Source organism: Rheinheimera hassiensis (assembly GCF_022436675.1).
Taxonomy (GTDB): Bacteria; Pseudomonadota; Gammaproteobacteria; order Enterobacterales; family Alteromonadaceae; genus Alishewanella; species Alishewanella hassiensis.
Genome location: NZ_JAKUJZ010000060.1, coordinates 1 through 253, shown reverse-complemented (window position 1 = coordinate 253; position 253 = coordinate 1). Strand labels below are relative to the sequence as shown.

The following is a 253-nucleotide window of genomic DNA, read 5'->3' as shown; positions in this document are numbered from 1 at the left end:
ATCGCTATGTTGTTGCGTTTGCAGGTGTCATGTTTCATTTAATGATTGGTTCCGTTTATGCTTGGAGTGTTTTTACTAATCCAATTGCAAAACAAAATGGTTGGGCAGAATCCTCAGTCGCTCTTGCATTTAGTATCGCTATTTTCTTCTTGGGAATGTCAGCCGCCTTTATGGGCAAAGTCGTTGAAAAAATAGGCCCTAGACTAACGGGAACTATTGCTAGCTTTCTTTACGGAACTGGAACCATTATGAC

At 40.7% G+C, this 253-nt stretch carries 1 pseudogene; it reads left to right on the top strand.

The annotated features are described in order from the left end of the window. Positions 1-253: pseudogene (locus MJX74_RS21640) on the top strand (hypothetical protein); the annotation flags it as partial.